This window comes from Streptomyces oceani (assembly GCF_001751245.1).
GTDB lineage: Bacteria > Actinomycetota > Actinomycetes > Streptomycetales > Streptomycetaceae > Streptomyces > Streptomyces oceani.
In genome coordinates this window covers 1-22,348 of the sequence record NZ_LJGU01000097.1, presented here as the reverse complement: position 1 = coordinate 22,348, position 22,348 = coordinate 1, and the positions used below count along the sequence as shown (strand labels likewise).

Below are 22,348 nucleotides of genomic sequence, written 5' to 3'. Positions count from 1 at the left end.
GCGCCCGCCGCTTCGGGCCGTACGCCCGCGCCATCCCGCCGGCCGGCGCCACCGCCCGTACGGGACCGACCGCGCGTACCGGTGACGAGGGCGGCCCGGTCGGGGCGGGACGCGTCCTTTGTCACAGCCTCCTGGTCTTCCCGCCGGCGCTGATCGCCTTCCTCGCGGTGACCATGTCCCTCGTCGGCGTCTACTCCGGATATCTCTACTGCCTCCGCCCGGACGCCATCTCGGCCCTGGGCCATCCCTTCACGGCCGACAGTCAGTTCGACAACTCCTGGGGCGGCCCCACGCTGGCGGGCGCCTGGTTCGTACACGCCCTCGCGGTCCTCGGCGTCCACGTACTGGCCCTGGGGATCATGCATACGACAGCGGCCCTCCAGAGCCGCGTCACCCGCCGACTGCTGACACCCTGAACGCTGATGTCTCCAGCCCGCTCGCTGCTCACCGAGCCGTTCCGGCTCCGGACGCTGGCCCTGCCGCTGTACGCTCTGCTGGTCCTCCCGCTGGCGCTGGTCGGCTTCGTGCTGGTGCTGGCCGGCATGCTGCTGGGCGCCGTCCTGTCGATCACTCCGCTCGGCCCGTGGCTGATCAGCGGCGCTCTGCGGCTGGCCACCGCGCTGGGCGCGCTGCACCGGTCACTCGCCGCCGGGCTGCTACGGGACCGCGTGCCCGCGCCCCTGACTCGCACCGAACCCGGCGTGTTCGGCTGGCGGCGCGCCCTCCTACGGGACCCGGCCAACTGGCGGGCCGCGGGCTGGCTGGCGCTGGCGCCACTGAGCGCGCTGCCCGGGCTACTGGCGACCGTACTGTGCTACGTGTACGGGACGTTGGGCCTCAGCTATCCGGTCACGCGGCACTGGAATCACAGCACCGTGCCGGACCCGGACGGCGGCACCCGACAGGTCGGGCTCGACGTGCCGGGCACCGAACCGGACTCGCTCCCGCTCCAACTCGTCGTCCCGGCCCTCGGCCTGCTGCTGCTCCTCGCCGCGCCCTGGCTGCTCCGCAAGGCGCTGTTGCCGCACCGGGTGCTACTGCGCCACAGCCTCGGCCGTACCGCCGAACAGGAACGCATCCGCACCCTGGAGGAGACCAGGACACGGGCGGTGGACGACGCGGTCAGCACCCTCCGCCGGATCGAACGCGACCTACACGACGGCACCCAGGCCCGGCTGGTGGGTCTGGGCATGCAACTGACCGTGATCCGGGAGCTGCTGTCCTCGGAGGCCGACCGACAGCAGCTGTTGACCGTCGTCGACACCGCACAACAGCACGCCAGGGAAGCGGTCACGGACCTACGGGCGCTCGTACGCGGAATCCATCCCCCGGCGCTCGAACAGGGCCTGGACACCGCGCTGGCCACGCTGGCCGCCGGCACCGTCCTGCCGGTCGAACTCGACGTGGACCTGCCGGAACGACCCGCACCGGCCACCGAGTCCATCGCCTACTTCTGTGCCGCCGAGCTGTTGGCGAACGCGGTGAAGCACAGTGGCGCGCCGGGCGTCACCATCGACGTACGTCAGCGGGCGGCGGGACGGCTGCGGCTGACCGTGACCGACGAGGGTGCCGGTGGCGCGCACGCCGGTGGCGGCAGCGGGCTCACCGGGCTACGGGACCGGGTCCGTACGGTCGACGGCACGCTGGAGGTCAGCAGCCCGGCCGGGGGGCCTACGGTGATCACCGTCGAACTGCCCGGCTGACGGCGGCGCGCCGAGCGCACGGAGCCACCGAGCCACGGAGTCACGGAGTCACCGAGCCACACAGCACCGCATCCGCCGATACCGCACTCTCCGAGGAGCCACCGTCATGCGTGTCGTCATCGCCGAGGACTCCGCCATCCTGCGGGACGGCCTCGTCCAACTGCTGGGTCTACGCGGCGTCGAGGTGGCGGCGGCGGTCGGGGACGCGGAAGCGCTGCACGCCGCCGTGGCCGAGCACGAGCCGGACGCCGCCGTGATCGACATCCGACTGCCGCCGGACCAGAGCGACGAGGGCCTGCGAGCCGCGGTCGCCATCCGCCGGACCCGGCCCGAGGTGGGCGTGCTGATCTTCTCGCAGTACGTGGAGACCCGGTACGCCGCCGACCTGCTGGCGGACAGCGCCACCGGGGTCGGTTACCTGCTCAAGGAACGGGTCATGGACATCGGCGAGTTCGTCGACGCCCTGCGCCGGGTCGCGGCCGGCGGCACCGCGCTCGACCCGGAGGTGGTGTCCCAACTGCTGAGCACCAGCCGCAGGGGCTCCGTCCTCGACACGTTGACTCCTCGCGAGGGGGAGGTGCTCTCCCGGATGGCACAGGGCTTGACCAACTCGGCGATCGCGGAGGGCTTCGTCGTCTCCGAGCGGGCCGTCGAGAAGCATGTCGCGAACATCTTCACCAAGCTCGGGCTGTCCCCCGAGGAATCCGGCCGGCACCGCCGGGTGCTGGCCGTACTCCACTACCTCAACTCCTGAGAGCGGCTGAGAGCGACTGAGAGCAGCCAGCACGGCCCGGGCCGCCGACGGGCCGCACGGCCTGGGGGGCTACCGCTCCAGGGCCGGCCGCAGGTGCGTGTACGCCCAGCCGGCGAGGTGTGTCGGGGTGGTGGTCAGGACGTCCCGCCGCTGCTCGACCACCAGGTCCCGCTGCCCGGCGGTCATGCCGACGATCCCCTCCACCGCGCTGTCCGGCAGCCCGGCGGCACGCAGTTCAGCGCGTACGTCCTCCTCCCCCACCGTGCGCGGCCTCACGGCACGCCCCAGCGCCCCGGTGAGGATCTCCGCGACCCGCGGGAAGGTGAGGTCCTCTGGGCCGTGCACGGCCTGAACGATCCGACCGTGCCAGTCCTCGTTGACCAGCCGCGCCGCGACAACGTCGCCGATGTCCCGCGGATCGACCCACGGCATGGCGACCCCCGGGCCAACGGACGTGGTCAGCACGCCCGTTGCCAGCTCCTCGACGCTGAGCAGCAGGTTGGTGAAGAAGTACGCGCAGCGCAGGTGCAGCACGTCGGCGCCGGTGGCGTCCAACCGCCGCTCGATGCCGGCCAGGCCGTCGATGTGACCAACTCCGTGCCGCTTCTCCGCCCCGACGCTGCTGAGCAGCACCACCCGCGCGATGTCCCCGGCGCGGGCGGCGTCCACCAGGCCGGCCGCCGTGCGCTGCGAGGTCTCGATCGGGTTCGCTGAGGCGTGCGGGGTCGGGTCGACCCAGAAGACCGTACGCGCCCCGGCGATGGCCTCGCGTACGAAGGCCGCGTCGGTGAGGTCGCCCTGGCGTGCCTCGACGCGTTCGCGCACGTCCGGGGACAACCGTGCCGGGTCCCGGACGAGCACCCGGGGGCGCACGCCCGCCTGCAGCAGGAGCCGCACGACACGCGATCCGACGTGCCCGGTGGGTGTGGTGACGACGATGGACATAGCGGACCTTTCGATCGGTACGGCTGACGCGGGAACCGTACGGACCCTTGTGGCCGGATGCTGGCCGCAAGGCCGGTGCGCCGCTCGGCGAGGGGCTGCGCATCCCTCCGGACGCTGCGAAACTCGCGGGGTGGAGCATCACGTGGAGGGCCCGGGCGCCCGTCTGCTGACCCTGTTGTCGCTGCTGCGGAGCGGACGCCCGCGCAGCGGCCGGGAACTCGCCGCGCGGCTCGCGGCCTCGCCCCGTACGGTCCGTCGCGACCTGGACCGGCTCCGTGACCTCGGCTACCCGGTCGAGTCCGCCCGCGGCACCGGCGGCGGCTACCGGCTGCTCACCGGGGAAGGCGTGCCGCCGCTGCCGCTCTCCCAGGACGAGGCCGTCGCCCTGACGGTCGGCCTTCGACACGCCGCGGCGTACGAGGACGGTTCGGCGGGGCCGGCGAGCGACGCGCTGACTGGGATCGAGCAGCTGCTGCCGGCGCGCGTACGAACGCGGGTGCGGGCGGTGCTGGCCACGACGGAGGCCGTGCCGCGGACGGACGAGCCCGCCGACCTGGGGGTGTTCGGTCAGCTCGCCGCGGCGGCGCGGCTGCGCTCGTTGGTGCGCTTCGACTACACCGCGGCCGACGGCCGGGAGAGCGACCGCCACGTCGAGCCGTACCAGCAGGTGCTGCTGGCACACCGCTGGTACCTCCATGCCTGGGACCTCGACCGGGCCGACTGGCGCGCCTTCCGGGTGGATCGGATACGCCGGGTGGTGGTGCCCGGCACGACCTTCACCCCACGCCCGCTCCCCGAGCGCACGGCGGCCTTCCCACGACGCGCCAGCCCCGCCGGGGCGGCGGCCGAAACGGCGGGGGCGGCCGCCGCCCCGGCGGGATCGGTGCTCTTCCTGGCGGCACGCTCCACCGTCGCACCCCGGCTGGCCGCCGCGGCCGGCGTCCTCGAAGCGGTGACCGAGGACCGATGCCGCTACGTCACGGCTCCGGACGACTGGGACTGGCTGGCGGGCGTCCTCGCGGCGGTCGACGAGCCGTACGTCGTGGAGAGCCCGCCCGAACTGGTCCGGGCGACCCGTCGGCTGGCCGACCGCGCCCGGAACGCGGCGCAGGCGACGGGAGCCATCCGACCTAGAACGGCATACGGCGCAAACCCGGACAGTTCACAGTAAGGTCCATCAAACGCCTTGGCGCCACGGTGACTTCGCTCCGCGCGACACGGTGTCGCCCGGGTTCGGCGGCGCGTTGCCCGCCGCCGGCTCAGTCCTCCAGACCCTCGGCCGCGCGCCGCTCCCGCAACTCCTTGATGGCCCGCCGCCGCGCGAGCCGGTGCGTACGACGGATCTGCGCCTCCTGGTAACGCCGCTTGTCCCGCTCGGTCTCCGGCAGCACCGGCGGTACGGCACGCGGTCGGCCGCCCTCCTCCACCGCGGCGAACACCAGGTACGCGCTGCCGACCTGGGTGGCGGGCCGGGACTCGTTCCAGCGCTCGGCCAGCACCCGCACGCCCACCTCCATCGAGGACCTGCCCGTCCAGTTCACCTGGGCCTTCACATGCACGAGGTCACCGACGCGCACCGGCTCCAGGAAGACCATCTCGTCCATCGAGGCCGTCACGGCGGGGCCACCGGAGTGCCGGCCGGCGACCGCCCCCGCCGCGTCGTCGACGAGCTTCATGATCACACCACCGTGCACGGTGCCGAGCAGATTGGTCTCGTTCGCCGTCATGATGTGCGACAGCGTGGTGCGGGAGGCCGCTGTGGGCTTTCCTGGCAGGGCGGTTTCCGCCTCGGTGGCCTGATCGGTCATGCCTCCAACCCTATGTCGCGCTCTGCCCGCTCTCTGGCCACCCGGTTTTCGACAGCTCTGCTACAGGCTCGCACCAAAACGGCACCCACCCTGTGTCCGCGCCGAACCTCCGTGCAAACTACCCTCCATGAACCAGTGGCCGGACGGATGGAACCAGGAACCGCACGGCAGGCAAGGGGGCCAGGCCCCCGCACAGCCGGAACGGACGCGGCGCATGCCGCACACCCAGGCGCCGGGCGTACCGCAGCAGAACCGGGGCGGTTACGGCGCGCAGGGTGGCGGCCCGGGCAACCAGGGTGGATACGCGGATGGCTACGGCCCCGGGGACGCGTACGACTCGGGTTACAACGCCGGTCAGGTCTACGGCGCCGGTCACGGTGGTTACGACGACAGGTACGACGGGTACGGCGGCTACGGCGATGACCGGTACGACGACCGGCCGCGCCCCAACTGGGGACGGCGGGTCAAGTGGACGCTGCTCACGCTGGTGTTGGTGCTGCTCGTCTGGTCCGTGGGCACGTACTTCTGGGCGGACTCGAAGCTGCAACGTGAGGTTGATCTCAGCATAGTTCAGGACCGACCGGAGAGCGGCGAGGGGACGAACTACCTCATAGTCGGCTCGGACAGCCGCAAGGGGATGTCGGCCGAGGACAAGGAACGGCTGAACACCGGCTCGGCCGGCGGCGAGACCGCGCGCACCGACTCGATGATGATCCTGCACGTCGGGGACAACGGGAACACCATGGTCAGCCTGCCCCGGGACTCCTGGGTGACCATACCGTCGTTCACCGGCTCGGAAAGCGGCAAGGAATACCCGTCCCCCGGCCCCACCAAGCTGAACGCCGCCTACTCGCAGGACGGCCCCGCCCTGCTGACCCGCACCATCGAGCACAACACCGGGCTGAAGATCGACCATTACGCGGAGATCGGCTTCGGCGGCTTCGCGAAGATCGTCGACGCGGTCGGCGGCGTCGAGATGGACATCCCTCGGGACATCAAGGACAAGGACTCCGGAGCCGACTTCGAGAAGGGCAAGCAGACCCTGAACGGCGAGGAGGCGCTGGCGTACGTCCGTAACCGCAAGGAGGCCGGCAGCGACCTGGAACGGACCAAGAACCAGCAGAAGTTCCTGTCCGCGCTGGCCAACCAGACGGCGACACCGGGGACGATCATCAACCCGTTCAGGCTCTACCCGACCATGAGCGCGGGCATGGACACGTTGATCGTGGACAAGGACATGAGCCTGTGGAACCTGGCCGAGATGTTCTGGGCGATGAAGGGCATCACCGGCGGTGAGGGCACCTCGATGAACATGCCCCTCTCCCCCGAACAAGCCCCGCAGGGCTCGCTGAAGTGGGACATGACGCGGGTCAAGGAACTGATGTCGCAGCTGAACGCGGACGACAAGGTCACCGTCGACGGAGGTCTGCCCGGCAGCCAGTGAGCCGTGCCCGGTGCGCCGGCCGTGGAAGCCACCCTCCGCGGCCGGCGCACCGTGGTGCCACACCCCGGCGCCGGACCGTCGGCCGCCCGGCGCTCCTCAGCAGGCGCACAGGCAGAACGGGTGCCCGACGGGGTCCAGGTAGACCCGGAAGTTCTCCCGCCCGCCGTCGTCTCCCCGTACGAGGCGCGCGCCCAGTTCCAGCAGCCGGCTCTCCGCCTCGTCGAGCCGACTCCGCTCCACGTCGAAGTCGAGATGCAGTTGCTGTCCGTGCTCCAGGCTCGGCCACTGAGGCGGGACGTAACCGGGCGAGAGCTGGAAGGCCAGCCGACGCACGCCGTCCGGCGTGGCCACCTCCACCCAGTCGTCCCGGCCGTCGACCGATCCGCCCAGCACACCGGCGTAGAACTGGGCCAGTGCCCATGGATCGGGACAGTCCAGCACGGTGACGCCCAGTGTCGCGATGGCCATGTCGCTTCCCTTCGTCGTCCTGCGGTACGTACGTCTCCGCCGGCAACCGGCTTCGCCTTCCCCACCGTTGCCCCTTGCGCAACCCGAGGCGGCATGAGTCGTCGGGCGACGGTTACCAGATAAACCAGTTAACCAGTAACGCGTTACTGCATCATGCCGCCCAGCCGGTAACCTGGCAAGCATGGGAGACCGTACGGCGCCGCCTGCCCTCGTCCTGGCCCAGGCGCTGGCGAACACACTCGACGTCGAGAGCGGCGAGGACCGTCTCGCCTCGCCGCACGGCCTCGCGGAGTTCCTCCGGGAGCACGAGCTGACCGACCTCGGCCTCACTCCCGCCGAGTTGCCGCGGATCACCGAACTCCGCGAGATGCTGCGGGCCTGCGCGCTCGCGCACACCGGCACGGACCTCGCCGACTCCCGGCTACGGAGCACGCGCCGGCTCCTCCGGGAGGCGCCGCTGGTCCTGGAACCCGACCGGGCGGGCGCGGTCCGCGTCGTCCCCCGCCCCTCGCTGCACGGCGTGCCCGCGCTCACCGCGCGCCTCGCGGTCGGCATCGCGGCGGCGGCGGACGGCTCTTGGCAGCGGCTGAAAGCCTGCGAGGCGGAGGACTGCCGGTGGGTCTTCTACGACCGCAGCCCGGCCGGGCGGGGCCGCTGGTGCACGATGGCCGTCTGCGGGAGCCGGGCGAAGATGCGCACGTACCGGGCGGCGCGGCGGGCGACGTAACCTCCGTCCCGGCCGACGGCCCGCCGCCCCGCTCCCGGCCCGGCGGGGCGACGAAACACCCGGCGGGCAGCCCAACTTGGCGCCGGACGGGACGAACCGTGAACCCGTTTCGGGACTTCGGGAGAACACCGTCAGACATCGGCGCGCCGACGGATCCGGTGCCCGACACGACTCCTGAAGGGTTTGACAGATGAAGTTCACGTCCCGTGCCGTTCGCCGTGCCGCACTGGCTGTGGGCGCCGCCGCGCTGGTGGTTCCCGGGACCGCGGCCGTGGCGACCGCCACCTCCGAGGAATCGGCCGACGGGTCCTCGACGGACCAGGCCCTCGAAGTGACCCGGGAGTTCTACGACGCCTACGTCCGGGCCACCAACCAGGGTGCCGGGAAGAAGGCCGAGCGGCTGCGTGAGCGGCACCTCGGGAACGGCCTCGGCGGCTACGCCGAGGAGTGGCGCGAGAGGCACGACGAGGACTTCGTGCTGCGCTCGGAGGCACCCACCACGGTGCGGAGCTATGCCGAGGCCGAGGTGGACGAACACGAGGTACGGGTCACGTTCGGCGGTGACGCGCCGCGAACCCTCCTCGTCACGGTCGACCCGGAGACCCGGAAGATCACCCAGATCGCCGAGCTGCTGGACTCCGGGGAGAACACCATGGAGTACGAGGTAACGGAACCCGGCGAGAAGCTCCACCCGAAACCCGTACGGGGCTGACGGGCGGGCCGGCCCCGTCCGGCACCCGTGCGGAACCACGGTCCGCCAGTCGCTCCGGCGGCTGGCGGACACTCTCACGCCGTGCCCAGGAGCTTGCTTGAACACCGATGATTCCCGCGTCATCGAGCGGTCGTTGACCGCCCCCGAGGCATTCACCACGCTTTACGACCGGCATGCCGCGGCCATCCACCGGTACGCCACCTTCCGCCTCGGCGACGACCACGCCGACGACATCGTCGCCGAGACGTTCCTCGTGGCCTTCCGGAAACGGCAGCGATACGACCGGGACCGCGCCGACGCCCGCCCCTGGCTGTACGGTATCGCCAGCAACCTCATCAGCAAGCACCGGCGCTTCGAGGCCCGTTCGTACCGAATGCTCGCCCGGATCGGGCAGGACCCGGTCGCCGAGTCCTATGCCGACAGGATCGAGGCCCGGGTGTCGGCGGAGTCGTGGCGGCGACCGCTCGCGGAGGCGCTGGCGCGGCTCTCCGCCCGAGACCGCGACGTGCTCCTGCTCACCGCCTGGGCCGACCTGTCGTACGAGGAGACGGCGCGGGCGCTGGCCATCCCCGTGGGCACCGTACGTTCCCGGCTCAACCGGGCCCGTAAGCAGATGCGGAAGGCCCTGGGTGATGCCCCCACCGTGCTCCAGGAGGCGGCGACACATGGATGAGGTCAACGAGGTACGCGGGCTACGCCCGGAACCGGCCGAGCCCGAACCGGAACGTCTCGCTGCGGGACGCGCCCTGCTGCTGCGCGAGGCTCGCCGGGAACGCGCGACGAAGGCGCCCGCCCGAGGTTCGGCTTGGCGCGGCCGGGAGCTGTGGAGGGTCGTGGCGACCGCCGCCACCGTGAGCGCCGTGGCCCTCGGGGGCACGCTGACCGGCCTCCCTTCCGACTCCCCCCACGAGGAGAGCACCGTACGGGTCGGACCGAACGACCAGCGGGTCGAACGGCCCGTGGCGGTGGCCGCGCGGTTCTACAACGCCTACCTGACCGCGAAGTCCCGGGACGACTCCCAGCGGGCCGGGGAACTACGTGCCCGTTACGTGGCGAAGGACCTGCGCGCCTACGCGAGGAAGTGGCGCACGAGGCACGACACGGACTTCCTCCTACGCACCCAGGCGCCGCGCACCGCGACGTACTCCAAGGCCGAGGTGGACGAACACACCGCCCTGGTCAGGCTCGACGGTGACCGACCGACCACCCTCTCCGTCCGCGTCGACCCGAAGGAACAGCGGATCACCCAGGTCGCGGAGGTGCTGGAGGGTCCGGAGCGGACCGTGGAGTTCGAAGTGGTGCCCACCGAGGCGGGCCGAGCACTGCGGCGGGAGCCGTAGGATCCACCGGGCACCCGCCCGCGTACGGCCGCCCGCCTCCGCGATCTGGCCGGGCCCGGCAGGTAGCCGACCTGGCCGGGCGGCCCGCGGCGACCTGTCAGGTCCCGGCGTCACGCCGTGGGTCGGCCCAGCGCCCGGAACGTCCAGCCCGCCTTGCGCCACAACCGCGGGTCCAGCGTGTTACGGCCGTCCAGGATGTGCCGCGTGGCCACCACCTCGCCCAGCGTCGCCGGGTCCAACTCCCCGAACTCCGCCCACTCGGTCAGATGCAGCACGACGTCCGCCGCCCGTACGGCCTCCAGCGCGCTCGCCGCGTATCCGAGGGTCGGGAAGAGCGCCCGGGCGTTCTCCGTGCCCTTCGGGTCGTAGACGGTGACCTGGGCACCCTGGAGATGCAGCTGCCCTGCGACGTTCAGCGCCGGCGAGTCCCGTACGTCGTCGGACTCCGGCTTGAAGGTCGCGCCCAACACGCCGACCCGCTTGCCCAGCAGGCCGCCGCCGAGCGCCTCCCGGGTCAGCTCCACCATGTGCGCGCGGCGACGCATGTTGATCGAGTCGATCTCACGCAGGAACGTCAGCGCCTGGTCCGCGCCCAACTCTCCCGCCCGCGCCATGAACGCGCGCAGGTCCTTGGGCAGGCAGCCGCCGCCGAAGCCGAGCCCGGCGCGCAGGAACTTCCGGCCGATGCGGTCGTCGTGTCCGATCGCGTCGGCCAGCTTCACGACGTCACCGTCGGCCGCCTCACAGACCTCCGCCATGGCGTTGATGAAGGAGATCTTGGTGGCCAGGAAGGAGTTGGCCGCCGTCTTGACCAGCTCCGCGGTCGGGAAGTCCGTCACGATGAACGGCGTGCCCTCCGCAAGCGGGCTCGCGTACACCTCGCGCAGCCGCTGCTCGGCCCGCTCGCTGCGTACGCCGACGACGATCCGGTCCGGGTGCAGCGTGTCCCGGACGGCGAAGCCCTCCCGCAGGAACTCCGGGTTCCAGGCCAGCTCGGCATCCTCGCCCGCCGGCGCCAACTCGGCCAGCCGGGCGGCCAGCCGCCGCGCGCTGCCCACCGGTACCGTGGACTTGCCCACCACCAGCGCCGGCCGCCGCAGCAGCGGCGCGAGGGACTCGACGGCACTGTCGACGTAGCTCATGTCGCAGGCGTACTCACCGTGCCGCTGCGGGGTGTTCACGCAGACGAAGTGCACGTCGCCGAACTCCGCGACCTCCTCGTACGAGGTGGTGAAGCGCAACCGCCCGGAGGCGCCCTCCAGCCCGGTGACGTGCCGGCCCAGCAGCTCGGTGAGGCCCGGCTCGTACAACGGGACCTCGCCCCGGGACAGCATCTCGATCTTCTCGGGCACGATGTCCAGGCCCAGCACCTCGAAGCCGAGGTCCGCCATGGCGGCAGCGTGCGTGACGCCGAGATATCCCGTACCGATGACGGTGATCCTGGGCAGAGCCGGCTCGGCCATGTGCTGCTCCTGTGCGATACGGGCGGGCTGGGGCGTGTTGAGGCGCTGCCGATGGTACGGGCCGCCGGGAGGCGCCGCCGAGCGCCCCGGCCTTTCTCGGCGCCGGGGCGGGGAGCTGACCGGCGACGACGGGAGTGCGAGAGTGTATGCGCTTCCCCGAGAGGCACCTCACCTGTACCCGTGCGAGTTCCCACCCTTAGAATTGGGTTACTTAACGGTAATTAGCAGGCTGCCGCTGACCGGCATCTCGCCTGCACGACTTCCAGGGGAGTGACAGACCGTGGCGGGACCAGCTGACTTCGACCTCTACCGGCCGGCCGAGGAACACGACATGCTGCGTGACTCGGTGCGTGCGCTCGCCGCCGCGAAGATCGAACCGCACGCCGCCGAGGTGGACGAGGAGAGCCGCTTCCCACAGGAGGCTCTGGACGCGCTGACCAGCAACGACCTGCACGCCGTGCACGTGCCCGAGGCGTACGGCGGCGCGGGCGCGGACGCCCTGGCGACCGTGATCGTCATCGAGGAGATCGCCCGCGTCTGCGCCTCGTCCTCGCTGATACCGGCGGTCAACAAGCTGGGCTCGCTGCCGGTCATCCTCTCCGGCTCGGAGGAGCTGAAGAAGCGCTACCTGGCGCCGCTGGCCAAGGGCGAGTCGATGTTCTCGTACTGCCTCAGCGAGCCGGACGCCGGCTCGGACGCGGGGGGCATGAGGACCAAGGCCGTGCGGGACGGCGACAGCTATGTCCTGAACGGCGTCAAGCGCTGGATCACCAACGCCGGCGTCTCCGACTACTACACGGTCATGGCCGTCACCGACCCGGAGAAGCGCACCAAGGGCATCAGCGCCTTCCTGGTGGAGAAGTCCGACGAGGGCGTCTCCTTCGGAGCCCCGGAGAAGAAGCTGGGCATCAAGGGCTCCCCCACCCGCGAGGTCTACCTGGACAACGTGCGGATTCCGGCGGACCGGATGATCGGGGCGGAGGGCACCGGCTTCGCCACCGCCATGCTGACCCTGGACCACACCCGCATCACCATCGCCGCGCAGGCGCTCGGCATCGCCCAGGGCGCGCTGGACTACGCCAAGGGGTACGTCGCCGAGCGCAAGCAGTTCGGCAAGCCGATCGGCGACTTCCAGGGCGTGCAGTTCATGCTCGCCGACATGGCGATGAAGGTGGAGGCCGCCCGGCAGCTGACGTACGCCGCCGCCGCCCGCTCCGAACGGATCAGCCAGGGCGGCCAGAAGGAGGACCTGACCTTCTTCGGCGCCGCCGCCAAGTGCTACGCCTCGGACGCCGCCATGGAGATCACCACCGACGCGGTCCAGCTCCTCGGCGGCTACGGCTACACCCGGGACTACCCGATCGAGCGCATGATGCGGGACGCGAAGATCACGCAGATCTACGAGGGCACCAACCAGGTCCAGCGCGTCGTCATGGCCCGCAACATCCCGTAGGGAACCTCCAGCGGCACGGCCACCGACCCACGGGACACCGCGCGGTACCCGAGGTCCCGTGGGTCGCGGGCCGTGCGACGCGCCCCCGGTAGCGGCCAACAGGCCGGCGCCCGGGGACGCCCTCGTAGCGCGGGCTCAGTCTCGGGTCGCCCCTTCGGGCCACAGGACCGTCACGGGCACACCCATACGCCGAGCGTAGGCAACCACTTCAGCGGTGCCGCCGTAGCCACGTGAGGGCTGCCCGTCCCACACCGCGAGCAGTTGCTCGACGAGGCCGACCAGTGACTCGCTTCCCGCCCATTTCGGCAAACCCAAGCGCTCACCGCACGCCGCACGATTGGTCGCGACCTTCGCCTCGCTGAAGGTGAACACCCATGGCCACGGCGGCGCCTCGGTGCCGATTCGCTCCACGGCGCGTGATGCCGCGCTGAGCGCGCCTTCGCACGCCGGGGCGTTTCTGCTGGCTGCCTGTGCCAGGGCCTCGACGTTGGACAGCCATGCGTCCGCGATCATCGGGCACTCATCTTCGAGCGCCCGCCGCGCGCCTCGATACCTGGGGGCTCGCGCAGATCGCCGACGAGGTCACGCTGTGCGTCTCGGAGCTACTGGTGAACGTTGCGCAGCACGCTGCCTCTCCCAGGTGCGTCCTATCCCTGCACCACCCCCGCGACAAGCTGCGCACCGCCGTGCGGGACACCGAGGCCGGGCTGCCGGTGGCCAAGCAACCCGACGCCAACGCGGAGGACGGAAGAGGCGTGTTCCTGATCCGCACGACCGCCGACCGATGGGGCGTGGAGCTCATCCCCGACGGCGGCAAAAGAGGTCTGGTTCGAGCTGCGGACGGGCGACGCCTCGTGACGCCCGCCCTGGGGTTCTCGCACTACCCGATCACAACAGGACGGACGTCCCGCCTGGACCCGGGCGCCGCCGCGTAGTTCACTGACCGGACGCGGTAGGGCTGACGAAGGAGGACCGGTGATGCCGGTATGGCAGGAGAGCGCGCTGGTGCTGGCCACCGCCTTGAACGGGCTGATGGCCGGGCTCTATTTCGCCTTCTCCGTGGCCGTCCTGCCGGGTCTGCGCGAGCGTGACGAGCGAGCGTTCGCGAACGCCATGCGGTCGATCAACCGGAAGATCCTCAATCCCTGGTTCGCCCTGGCCTTCGGCGGCACCATGTTGGTGATCCTCGCCGTCGCGGTCCCCTCCATGGCGAGCGGCGCCACGAACGGCCCGTCCCGTCTCGTCATGGCGGCGTTCCTGCTGTACACGGCCACGCTGGTGATCACCTTCGCGGTGAACGTACCGCTGAACGACGCTCTGGAGAAGGCCGACGGTCCGGCCCTCGCGGCCGCCCGGGAACGCTTCGAGGGTCGCTGGGTGCGTTGGAACCACGCGCGTACGGTCCTGGCCGCGGCCTCCCTCGGGTGCCTGGCGGCGGCCCTGGCACTCGAGGGTTAGCAACGGACCTCGGTCCGGCTCAGCCGTCCAGTTGGTCGAGCGTCGCCACGGACGGCCCCCGCTCCCGCTGGACACGGGCGGCGACGGACTCCGCGTCACCCAGCACCCGTACGGCGTTCTGCCAGGTCAGCTTGGCCAGATCGGCCCGCGACCAACGCCGGTCCAGCAGCTCGGCGATGAGATTCGGGTAGCCCGCCACGTCCTCCAGACCGTCCGGGGTGAACCGCACGCCGTCGTAGTCGCCGCCGATGCCGAGGTGGTCGACGCCCGCCACCTCCCGCATGTGGTCCAGGTGATCGGCGACGGTGGCCACGGTCGCGCGCGGCCGCGGGTGCTCGGCCTCGTACGCGCGCTGTAGGCGTACGCCCTCCTCGGTGCCGTCCAGCGGGTGGAGCCCGTGCGCGCGCATGTGCTCGTCCGCCGCCGCGTTCCAGGCGATCGCCTCCGGCAGCACGAACTTCGGCACGAAGGTGGCCATCGCCACGCCGCCGTTGACGGGCAGTCGGGCGAGCACGTCGTCCGGGATGTTGCGCGGGTGGTCGCATACGGCGCGGGCGGAGGAGTGCGAGAAGAGCACCGGAGCCTCGGTCACCCGCAACGCGTCCCGCATCGTGCTGGCGGCGACGTGCGAGAGGTCGACGAGCATGCCGACGCGGTTCATCTCCCGCACGACCTCCTCGCCGAAGCGGCTCAGACCGTCGTGCCGAGGCTCGTCGGTGGCGGAGTCGGCCCAGTCGATGGTGTCGTTGTGGGTGAGCGTGAGGTAGCGCACGCCCAGCTCGTACAGGCCGCGCAGGGTGCCGAGCGAGTTGTTGATGGAGTGGCCGCCCTCGGCCCCCATCAGCGAGGCGATCCGGCCGGCCGCCCGGGCCTCCGCCAGCTCGGCGGCGCTGTGCGCGAGTCGCAGCTGGGACGGGTGGCGCGCGACGAGTTGGCGTACGACGTCGATCTGTTCGAGGGTGGCGCTGACGGCCGCGTCACCGGTCAGGTCGGTGCGGACGTACACCGACCAGAACTGCGCGCCCACCCCGCCGGCGCGCAGCCGGGGGAGGTCGGTGTGCAGGTGCGCGGACTGGTCGGCGGTCAGGTCACGTTGGTCGAGGTCGTAGGCCACCTGTTCGCGCAGTGCCCACGGCAGGTCGTTGTGGCCGTCCACCACCGGGTGTTCGGCGAGGAGTTCGCGGGCCTGCTGGAGTGAGTCGGTCACCGGGCGCCTCCGAAGCCGAATCCGGCCTCCGTGCTGGCGACCCTGGCGCGCAGCCGGCGGCCCTTCTCGGTGGCCTCCTCACGGAGCTCCTCCTGGAACCGCCGCATCGCCTGCCGCAGCTCCGCGTCGTGCGCGGCCAGCGTGCGTACGGCCAACAGCCCGGCGTTCCGCGCGCCGCCGACGGAGACGGTGGCGACCGGCACCCCGGCCGGCATCTGCACGATGGACAGCAGCGAGTCCATGCCGTCCAGGTGCTTGAGCGGCACCGGCACGCCGACCACCGGCAGCGGTGTCACCGAGGCGAGCATGCCCGGGAGATGGGCGGCGCCACCGGCACCCGCGATGATCACCTTCAGTCCACGCTCGTCGGCCTCGGTGCCGTAGCGGATCATCTCGTGCGGCATGCGGTGCGCGGAGACGACGTCGGCCTCGTAGGACACTCCGAACTCGTCCAGCGCCTTGGCGGCGGCTTCCAGCACGGGCCAGTCGGAGTCGGAGCCCATGACGATGCCGACGTCCGGCCGGCCTGGGGCGGCTTGGGTCACTCTGGGATCGTCCCTCGCAGGTAACCGGCGGCGTGGGCCGCGCGTGCGCGCACGTCGGCCAGGTCGTCGCCGTAGGTGGTGACGTGGCCGACCTTACGGCCGGGCTTCACGTCCTTGCCGTACATGTGGATCTTGAGTTCCGGGTCGCGGGCCATGCAGTGCAGGTAGCCGGCGTACATGTCCGGGTAGTCGCCGCCGAGGACGTTCGCCATCACCGTCCAGCGGGCGCGCGAGCGCGGGTCGCCGAGCGGCAGGTCGAGCACGGCGCGCAGGTGGTTGGCGAACTGCGAGGTGACGGCGCCGTCCTGGGTCCAGTGGCCGGAGTTGTGCGGTCGCATGGCCAGTTCGTTGACGAGGACCCGGCCGTCCGTGGTCTCGAACAGCTCGACCGCGAGGTGCCCGACCACGTCCAGCTCCTCCGCGATCCGGAGCGCCAACTCCTGCGCGCGCACGGCCCGCTCGGTCGGCAGCTCGGGCGCGGGCGCGATCACGGTGTCGCACACCCCGTCCACCTGTACGGACTCCACCACCGGATACGCGACGGCCTGGCCGTGCGGCGAACGCACCACGTTGGCGGCCAGTTCCCGGACGAACGGCACCCGCTCCTCGGCCAGTACGGGAACCCCCGCGCGGAACGGCTCGGCGGCCTGCTGGCGGTCGCGCACCAGCCAGACACCCTTGCCGTCGTACCCGCCGCGTACGGTCTTCAGCACCACCGGGAGGTCCTGGCCGGCTGCCACGGAAGCGGCCGCGCCGTCCGCCGCCTCCGCCGCGAAGGCCATGACGTCGTCCGGGTCACGCACCAGCCGGTGCCGTGGGCTCGGCACCCCGATCGCGTCCAGCCGCTCTCGCATCGCACCCTTGTCCTGGGCGTACAACAGCGCGGCCGGGCCGGGGCGTACGGGCACGCCGTCCGCCTCCAGGGCACGGAGGTGCTCGGTGGGCACGTGCTCGTGGTCGAAGGTGATCACGTCGCAACCGCGGGCGAAGTCGCGGAGCGTGTCCAGGTCGCGGTGGTCGCCGACGACCACCTCCCCCGCGACCCGCGCCGCGGAGTCCTGCGGGCCGTCCGCGAGCAGTTTGAAGTTGATGCCGAGCGGGATACCCGCCTCATGGGTCATACGGGCCAGCTGGCCGCCGCCGATCATGCCGACTACCGGGAAAGTCACGGCTCCAGGGTAATCCGGCCGAGCCCTCGGCGATTCCGTGGCCGGTGTGGTCGCCGGGACGGAACCCACCGGCGCCCGTTCGCGTCCTACGGGCTATGCACCGCCACCCTGCTGGCGTAGCCGGGCTGGTTAGCATGTGCCATGGGAAGAGCGGGTGCGGTACAGCGAGTGAGCCTGGGGACCTCCGGACGCGCTCAGCAGATGACGCCGACCGAACGGGGACTGAGCAATCACTATGGGTCAATGGCGCAGGGTACGCTCACGTCTCGAACACCTCGTCCGGGAGCTGGCCAAGTTCGGCACCGTGGGCGCCTTCGGCTTCCTCGTCAACGTCGCGGTGTTCAACCTCTGCATCCACACGTTCGACCTGGCCGCCGTCCGCTCCGGCGTCATCGCGACCGGGGTCGCCATCGCGACCAACTACGTCGGCAACCGCTACTGGACCTACCGGCACGTGGACAAGAGCCGCGTCCAGCGCGAGGTCTCGCTGTTCCTGCTGTTCAGCGGAATCGGCATGGTCATCGAGAACGGCGTGCTGGCGATCTCGCACTACGGTCTGGACTTCACCTCTCCGCTCGCGGACAACATCGCCAAGAACGTCGTGGGCCTGGGCATCGGCACGATCTTCCGCTTCTGGTCCTACCGCACCTGGGTGTTCCGGGACCGCGACGGCGCCGGGGAGTCGGCCACCGAGGAGGAGCCCGCCGGGGACCGGGGCGAGGAACGTGACCGGCAGCCCGCCGACCGTCCCACCGGCGCCGTACGGGACGTGGAAGCTGCCGTAGGGGACGGCGAGACCGCCGGTCGGGACGGCGCGACGGCCGCGGACGGGTCAGTCACCCGTCGCCGACGTGCCGGACTCCCGGCTCAGGAAGAGGGCGAAGATCGGCGGGTACTGCTGAAGTAGCTCCAGCCGCCCGCCGTCCGCTTCCGCCAGGTCGCGTGCCACGGCCAGGCCCAGGCCGGTGGAGTTGCGTCCGCTGACGCTCCGGTCGAAGACCCGCGAACCCAGGCCGGGATCGACGCCCGGTCCCTCGTCCGTCACTTCGACCACCGCCTGGTTCCGGGTCACCCGGGTGCGGATGGCGACCGTACCGCCGCCGTGCATCAGGGCGTTCTCGATCAGGGTCGCCAACACCTGGGCCATGGCGCCGGGAGTGCCCACCGCCTCGAGCCCGGTCTTCCCGGAGCGGACCAGTGCTCGTCCCTCACCGCGGTAGGCCGGTTTCCACTCCGCCATCTGCTGGGTGACGACCTCGTCCAGGTCGAAGCCGACGGCCGAGCCGGTGCGCGGGTCCCGGGAGTTGGTCAGGAGCCGTTCCACGACGTCGGTGAGCCGCTCCACCTGGGCCAGCGCGATGGTGGCCTCCTCCTTGACGGTGGCCTGTTCCTCCGGGTCGGGGGTGTCGGCGGTGGCGATGATCTCCTCGAGGCGCATGGAGAGCGCGGTGAGCGGGGTGCGTAGCTGGTGGGAGGCGTCCGCCGCGAGCCGGCGCTCGGCGGTCAGCATCCGGGCGATCCGCTCGGCGCTGGCGTCCAGCACGTCCGCGACCCGGTCCAACTCCGGTACGCCATAGCGTCGGTGCCGTGGGCGTGGGTCACCGGAGCCGAGCCGTTCCGCGGCCTCGGCCAGGTCGGTCAGTGGCGCGGCCACCCGGTGCGCCTGGCGTACGGCGAGGACCGCGGCGGCGCCGATGGCCAGCAGGGACACCGCGAAGATGATCAACAGGCTGCGGCCGACCTCCTCGTGCACCCGGTCCCGGGACTGGCGCACGGTGATGGTCTCGCCGTGTTCGCCCGTCTGCTGTGCCACGATGGCCTCGTCGGGGGGCACGGCGTCGCCGAGCAGGATCGGTTCCCGGCCCGGCAGGTCGATGCGGACGTACCGGTCGCTCTCCACCGTGTTCCGCATGCTCTCGGTGGTCACGCGCTCGCCGGCACGCATCCGGTTGTCCACCACGGACACCAGGCGTACGGCCTCGGAGCGGACGCTCTCCTCGACGCTCCCCTCTATCGTGCGGGCCTCCACGAGCACCAGCGAGGCGCCGAAGACGGCGATCACGACAAGGACCACGGCCAGGGTGGACTGAATGAGACGACGGCGCATACGGGCGGCGCTAGCTCTTCTCGAACCGGAATCCGACACCGCGCACGGTGACGATGAAGCGTGGGTTGGCGGCGTCGTCCCCGAGCTTCTTACGCAGCCAGGAGATGTGCATGTCCAGCGTCTTGGTGGAGGACCACCAGGTGGTGTCCCAGACCTCCCGCATCAGCTGGTCCCGGGTGACCACCCGTCCGGCGTCCCGCACGAGCACCCGTAGCAGGTCGAACTCCTTGGCCGTCAGGTGCAGTTCCTCCTCTCCCATCCAGGCACGGTGCGACTCCGCGTCGATCCGCACGCCGTGCGTCGCCGGTGGGGGCGTCGGCTCCGCGGCGGCGCCGCGGCGCAGCAGGGCGCGCACCCGGGCGAGGAGTTCGGCCAGCCGGAAGGGCTTGGTGACGTAGTCGTCCGCGCCGGCGTCCAGGCCGACGACCGTGTCCACCTCGTCCGCGCGCGCGGTGAGGACCAGCACCGGGAACGTACGCCCGTCGTTCCGCAGTCGTCTACAGACCTCCAGGCCGTCCATGTCGGGCAGCCCGAGATCCAGCACGACCAGGTCGACGCCCTCCCGGAGGCCGGCCTCCAGCGCGCCGGGTCCGTCCTGGCGAACCTCCACCTCGTATCCCTCCCGGCGCAGGGCCCGGGTGAGGGGTTCGGAGATGGACGCGTCATCCTCGGCGAGCAGTACACGGGTCATGACCCGATGGTAGTCCGCACAGTACAGCGCGTGGATCGTCCCCGCCGGCGGCCGCCCTGGGCGGATCGCGGAGTGTCCGTGGAAAGCCCCCGGAGCCGCCGCGTGTTCGCCTGACCACAGAGAATCGTTGATGATATGCACACGTCACCTGGGAAACCTCGGCGGGACTCCGTGTTCACCTGTGATCTATGTCGCAGCCTCTCCCCGTCACCCCGTGCGTGGTCGTACGCTGGGCTCGCTCAGAGCACACGAGCGACAGGGACCCTTGGCCGCTGTACGACGCCGGGGTCCTTTTCCGTGCGGGTTTCCCATCCGCCGCACAACATCCCCATACCGGGCGCGCCCCGCGGTCTCGTACGCGCGTCCCGAGCCGATCAAGGAGCCACCACCATGGCGCCCAGCCTGTCGAAGGCTGCTACCGGGGACCCCGGGAACAGAACCTTCTTCGGCCACCCGAGCGGTCTGGCCACCCTCTTCCTGACCGAGATGTGGGAGCGCTTCAGCTTCTACGGCATGCGCGCACTGCTCGTGCTCTATCTGACCGCCGAGGTGGCGGACGGCGGTCTGGCCATGAAGGCCGCGACCGCGACCGCGTTGTACTCGGTCTACAACGCGACCGTGTACCTCCTGGCGCTCCCGGGCGGCTGGTTCGGGGACCGGCTCTGGGGACCGCGTAAGACGGTCGCGATCGCCGGCGGCATCATCATGACCGGGCACTTCCTGCTCGCGGTGCCGGTGGAGGCGTCCTTCTTCATCGGCCTGGTCTTCATCGCGGCCGGCTCCGGACTGCTGAAGTCCAACATCTCCACGATGGTCGGGCACCTCTACGACGGGCCGCAGGACCCGCGCCGGGACGGCGGCTTCACGATCTTCTACATGGGCATCAACATCGGTGCCTTCCTCGCCCCGCTGACCATCGGTACGGTCGGCCAGGAGGTCAACTGGCATCTCGGCTTCGCCATGGCGGGTGTCGGCATGGCGCTCGGCCTGCTGCAGTTCCTGCTCGGCACGAAGCACCTGAGCGCGAAGAGCAGCATGGTGCCCTCGCCGCTGTCCGCCGAGGAGCGGGCTAGGGCGTTCAAGTGGACCGCGGTCGGGGTGGCCGTCACCGCGGTCTTCTACGGCACGCTGGCGCTCGCGAACGCCTTCTCCATCGACTGGGTGCTGTGGCCGCTGTCCATCGCGGGCATCGTGCTGCCGGGCATGTACTTCGTGCGTATCCACCGGGATCCGGAGGTGACCGCGGAGGAGCACAGGAAGATGAACGGCTTCCTGTGGTTCTTCATCGCCGCCGCCATCTTCTGGATGATCTTCGACCAGTCCGGCTCGACGATGACGGTCTTCGCGAAGGACAGCACCTCCTCCACCCTCTTCGGGATGGACTTCCCGGAGAGCTGGTACCAGTCGCTCAACCCGCTCTACGTGATGGCGTTCGCGCCGATCGTCGCCATGATCTGGGTCAAGCTGCGCAGCCGTAATCCCTCGACCACGGTCAAGTTCGGCATGGGTCTGGTCGGTGTCGGCGCCTCGTTCGGGATCATGATGCTGGCCATGGCGGCGGCGTCCGGCGGCGAGCGGGTCACCCCGCTGTGGCTGGTGACGGCGTACCTCGTGCAGACGCTCGCGGAGTTGTGCCTGTCGCCCGTCGGGCTCTCGGTCTCCACCAAGCTGGCGCCGGAGAAGTACGCGAGCCAGGTGATGGGACTGTGGTTCCTGGCGGTGACGGCCGGCGACTGTGTCGCCGCCATCCAGCAACTGGTGCTGGGGGACGAGATCGTGGGCTCCGCCGCCTACTTCGGCAGCCAGGGGGCGATCGCGGTCGTGGCCGGTATCGCCTTCCTGATCTACCGGCGGAAGGTGATCCGGCTGATGGGCGACGTGCCCTGACACGTGGTGTCGGGCCCGCTGACAGGGCCCGACACGTCGTAACGCCCCGGGTTCGTCCTCACGAGCCCGGGGCGTGTCCGTACGGCAACCGTCAGGCGGGCGCGGCGAGTTCCGCCCAGACCGTCTTGCCGTTGCCCTCGGCGTGCCGCACGACGCCCCAGTCCAGGCACAGCCGCTGCACGATGAACATCCCGTGTCCCCCGGGACGGCCGGAGCGGTGCGGAGTGCGTGGCGCGGGCGCGCCGCCGCCCTGGTCGACCACCTCGAGCCGCAGCATCTTCGCGGTGCTGCCGATCCGCAGTTCGTCCGGGCCACTGGCGTGCAGGCAGGCGTTCGTCACCAGTTCGGAGACCACGAGCAGCGCGTCCTCGGCGGCTGCCCGCTGGTCCGCGGTGGCGGCCGGCAACCAGCCCCAGTCCCGCAGCGCCTGCCGTACGAAGTCCCGGGCGCGGGCCACCGCGCCGCTC

Annotated in this window: 24 protein-coding genes and 1 pseudogene; 14 read left to right on the top strand and 11 right to left on the bottom strand. The window is 71.1% G+C overall.

What is annotated here, in order from left to right; genetic code table 11:
• The 3 genes and pseudogenes from AN216_RS29015 to AN216_RS03075 form a co-directional block, all read left to right on the top strand.
• Positions 1–416 (top strand): annotated as a pseudogene (locus AN216_RS29015) (hypothetical protein); the annotation flags it as partial.
• A gap of 6 nt (positions 417–422) precedes the next feature.
• Positions 423–1,703 (top strand): sensor histidine kinase, encoded by a 1,281-nt coding sequence (locus AN216_RS03080; RefSeq protein WP_079166194.1) that lies wholly within the window; start codon positions 423–425, stop codon positions 1,701–1,703.
• Between the two features lie 106 nt (positions 1,704–1,809).
• Entirely contained in the window at positions 1,810–2,457 is a 648-nt protein-coding gene (locus AN216_RS03075; protein ID WP_070195026.1) for a LuxR C-terminal-related transcriptional regulator, read from the top strand.
• Between the two features lie 69 nt (positions 2,458–2,526).
• Here the strand turns inward: AN216_RS03075 and AN216_RS03070 are convergent, their stop codons facing one another.
• Positions 2,527–3,402, bottom strand: coding sequence for an NmrA family NAD(P)-binding protein (locus AN216_RS03070; RefSeq protein WP_070195025.1), 876 nt, complete (start codon positions 3,400–3,402; stop codon positions 2,527–2,529).
• A gap of 130 nt (positions 3,403–3,532) precedes the next feature.
• On the opposite strand from AN216_RS03070, the gene AN216_RS03065 reads away from it, so the two are divergent.
• Positions 3,533–4,573, top strand: a complete 1,041-nt coding sequence (locus AN216_RS03065; protein ID WP_244502295.1) for a helix-turn-helix transcriptional regulator — start codon at positions 3,533–3,535, stop codon at positions 4,571–4,573.
• 88 nt (positions 4,574–4,661) lie between these two features.
• On the opposite strand, the gene AN216_RS03060 is transcribed toward AN216_RS03065, so the two are convergent.
• Positions 4,662–5,210: an acyl-CoA thioesterase gene (locus tag AN216_RS03060; RefSeq protein WP_070195024.1), complete on the bottom strand. Its 549-nt coding sequence runs from the start codon at positions 5,208–5,210 to the stop codon at positions 4,662–4,664.
• Between the two features lie 127 nt (positions 5,211–5,337).
• Between AN216_RS03060 and AN216_RS03055 the strand changes: the two genes are divergently transcribed.
• Positions 5,338–6,654, top strand: coding sequence for an LCP family protein (locus tag AN216_RS03055; RefSeq protein ID WP_079166192.1), 1,317 nt, complete (start codon positions 5,338–5,340; stop codon positions 6,652–6,654).
• A gap of 96 nt (positions 6,655–6,750) precedes the next feature.
• Here AN216_RS03055 and AN216_RS03050 read toward each other — a convergent pair whose 3' ends face one another.
• Entirely contained in the window at positions 6,751–7,122 is a 372-nt protein-coding gene (locus AN216_RS03050; RefSeq protein WP_070195022.1) for a VOC family protein, read from the bottom strand.
• 181 nt (positions 7,123–7,303) lie between these two features.
• On the opposite strand from AN216_RS03050, the gene AN216_RS03045 reads away from it, so the two are divergent.
• From AN216_RS03045 to AN216_RS03030, 4 genes are all read left to right on the top strand, one after another.
• Entirely contained in the window at positions 7,304–7,849 is a 546-nt protein-coding gene (locus AN216_RS03045; protein WP_070195021.1) for a CGNR zinc finger domain-containing protein, read from the top strand.
• 190 nt (positions 7,850–8,039) lie between these two features.
• Entirely contained in the window at positions 8,040–8,561 is a 522-nt protein-coding gene (locus AN216_RS03040) for a hypothetical protein (RefSeq protein WP_070195020.1), read from the top strand.
• 97 nt (positions 8,562–8,658) lie between these two features.
• Positions 8,659–9,234, top strand: coding sequence for an RNA polymerase sigma factor (locus tag AN216_RS03035; RefSeq protein ID WP_070195019.1), 576 nt, complete (start codon positions 8,659–8,661; stop codon positions 9,232–9,234).
• Complete coding sequence (locus tag AN216_RS03030; protein WP_070195018.1) at positions 9,227–9,901, top strand: hypothetical protein; 675 nt, start codon at positions 9,227–9,229, stop codon at positions 9,899–9,901. Before AN216_RS03035 ends, AN216_RS03030 begins: the two co-directional genes overlap by 8 nt.
• Positions 9,902–10,011: 110 nt before the next feature.
• Here AN216_RS03030 and AN216_RS03025 read toward each other — a convergent pair whose 3' ends face one another.
• Entirely contained in the window at positions 10,012–11,364 is a 1,353-nt protein-coding gene (locus AN216_RS03025; protein ID WP_070195017.1) for a UDP-glucose dehydrogenase family protein, read from the bottom strand.
• 280 nt (positions 11,365–11,644) lie between these two features.
• Between AN216_RS03025 and AN216_RS03020 the strand changes: the two genes are divergently transcribed.
• Entirely contained in the window at positions 11,645–12,817 is a 1,173-nt protein-coding gene (locus AN216_RS03020; protein ID WP_070195016.1) for an acyl-CoA dehydrogenase family protein, read from the top strand.
• A 135-nt stretch (positions 12,818–12,952) separates the two neighbouring features.
• Here AN216_RS03020 and AN216_RS03015 read toward each other — a convergent pair whose 3' ends face one another.
• Positions 12,953–13,330 carry a hypothetical protein gene (locus tag AN216_RS03015; protein ID WP_070195015.1) on the bottom strand — a complete coding sequence of 126 codons (378 nt, stop codon included), beginning with the start codon at positions 13,328–13,330 and terminating at the stop codon, positions 12,953–12,955.
• Here AN216_RS03015 and AN216_RS26390 point away from each other — a divergent pair.
• Entirely contained in the window at positions 13,315–13,752 is a 438-nt protein-coding gene (locus AN216_RS26390; protein ID WP_079166191.1) for an ATP-binding protein, read from the top strand. The two genes, AN216_RS03015 and AN216_RS26390, sit on opposite strands and share 16 nt — an antisense overlap.
• 43 nt (positions 13,753–13,795) lie before the next feature.
• On the top strand, positions 13,796–14,275 hold the full coding sequence (locus AN216_RS03005) for an anthrone oxygenase family protein (RefSeq protein WP_070195013.1): 480 nt from the start codon (positions 13,796–13,798) through the stop codon (positions 14,273–14,275).
• Between the two features lie 19 nt (positions 14,276–14,294).
• On the opposite strand, the gene AN216_RS03000 is transcribed toward AN216_RS03005, so the two are convergent.
• Genes AN216_RS03000 through AN216_RS02990 form a run of 3 tightly spaced genes read right to left on the bottom strand, consistent with a single transcriptional unit; the run spans position 14,295 to position 17,196 of the window.
• Complete coding sequence (locus AN216_RS03000; RefSeq protein ID WP_070195012.1) at positions 14,295–15,482, bottom strand: dipeptidase; 1,188 nt, start codon at positions 15,480–15,482, stop codon at positions 14,295–14,297.
• Positions 15,479–15,985, bottom strand: coding sequence for a 5-(carboxyamino)imidazole ribonucleotide mutase (purE, locus tag AN216_RS02995; RefSeq protein WP_070195044.1), 507 nt, complete (start codon positions 15,983–15,985; stop codon positions 15,479–15,481). The genes AN216_RS03000 and purE overlap by 4 nt, the downstream gene beginning before the upstream one ends.
• Positions 15,986–16,023: 38 nt before the next feature.
• Positions 16,024–17,196, bottom strand: a complete 1,173-nt coding sequence (locus tag AN216_RS02990) for a 5-(carboxyamino)imidazole ribonucleotide synthase (RefSeq protein WP_070195011.1) — start codon at positions 17,194–17,196, stop codon at positions 16,024–16,026.
• A gap of 235 nt (positions 17,197–17,431) precedes the next feature.
• Between AN216_RS02990 and AN216_RS30965 the strand changes: the two genes are divergently transcribed.
• On the top strand, positions 17,432–18,103 hold the full coding sequence (locus AN216_RS30965; RefSeq protein ID WP_070195010.1) for a GtrA family protein: 672 nt from the start codon (positions 17,432–17,434) through the stop codon (positions 18,101–18,103).
• Here AN216_RS30965 and AN216_RS02980 read toward each other — a convergent pair.
• Both AN216_RS02980 and AN216_RS02975 read right to left on the bottom strand, forming a co-directional pair.
• On the bottom strand, positions 18,029–19,303 hold the full coding sequence (locus tag AN216_RS02980) for an ATP-binding protein (protein WP_070195009.1): 1,275 nt from the start codon (positions 19,301–19,303) through the stop codon (positions 18,029–18,031). The genes AN216_RS30965 and AN216_RS02980 overlap by 75 nt on opposite strands.
• 10 nt (positions 19,304–19,313) lie before the next feature.
• Complete coding sequence (locus tag AN216_RS02975) at positions 19,314–19,994, bottom strand: response regulator transcription factor (RefSeq protein WP_070195008.1); 681 nt, start codon at positions 19,992–19,994, stop codon at positions 19,314–19,316.
• 390 nt (positions 19,995–20,384) lie between these two features.
• On the opposite strand from AN216_RS02975, the gene AN216_RS02970 reads away from it, so the two are divergent.
• Positions 20,385–21,881, top strand: a complete 1,497-nt coding sequence (locus AN216_RS02970) for a peptide MFS transporter (RefSeq protein WP_070195007.1) — start codon at positions 20,385–20,387, stop codon at positions 21,879–21,881.
• Positions 21,882–21,972: 91 nt separating this feature from the next.
• Here the strand turns inward: AN216_RS02970 and AN216_RS02965 are convergent.
• The coding region (locus AN216_RS02965) for an ATP-binding protein (protein WP_070195006.1) at positions 21,973–22,348 on the bottom strand (376 nt) is incomplete at its 5' end.